This window comes from Streptomyces sp. SID1328 (genome assembly GCF_009865595.1).
GTDB classification, from domain to species: Bacteria; Actinomycetota; Actinomycetes; order Streptomycetales; family Streptomycetaceae; genus Streptomyces; species Streptomyces griseoluteus.
This window is the reverse complement of sequence record NZ_WWKH01000350.1, coordinates 1-345: the sequence shown is the minus strand read 5'-3', so window position 1 is coordinate 345 and position 345 is coordinate 1. Positions and strand designations below refer to the sequence as shown.

1 pseudogene is annotated in these 345 nt (G+C 78.6%); it reads right to left on the bottom strand.

Going from position 1 to position 345, the window contains the following annotated elements:
• Positions 1-328, bottom strand: a pseudogene (locus GT030_RS10260) (transferase); the annotation flags it as partial.
• Between the last annotated feature and the right edge of the window lie 17 nt (positions 329-345).

Here is a 345-nt window from a genome sequence, read left to right as displayed (position 1 = left end):
AGCCGACGGCCAGCGCGGACAGGGTGAGGGCGCGGCCGGGTTCCAGGGCGGTGGTCAGCGTGCCGAGCGCCAGCCAGACCACCGCGATCCGGCCGCAGACGGACGGGAGTTCGTCGAGCACACCGGTCACCGAGCGCACCGGGCGCGGCCGCAGCAGCAGGGCACCGGTCACCAGCGCGGCCACGACGAGCGGCCCGCGCACGGCCGCGTCCGGTACGAACGCGCCCGCCACGGCGGCGGCGAGGTCGGCGGTGAGCAGGGGCAGCGGGGAGACGGTGGGGGAGTGCGGGCGCCGGGCCGGGAACCGGAAGCCCGGCGCTGGCCTCACGGCGTACCCGGAGTCCC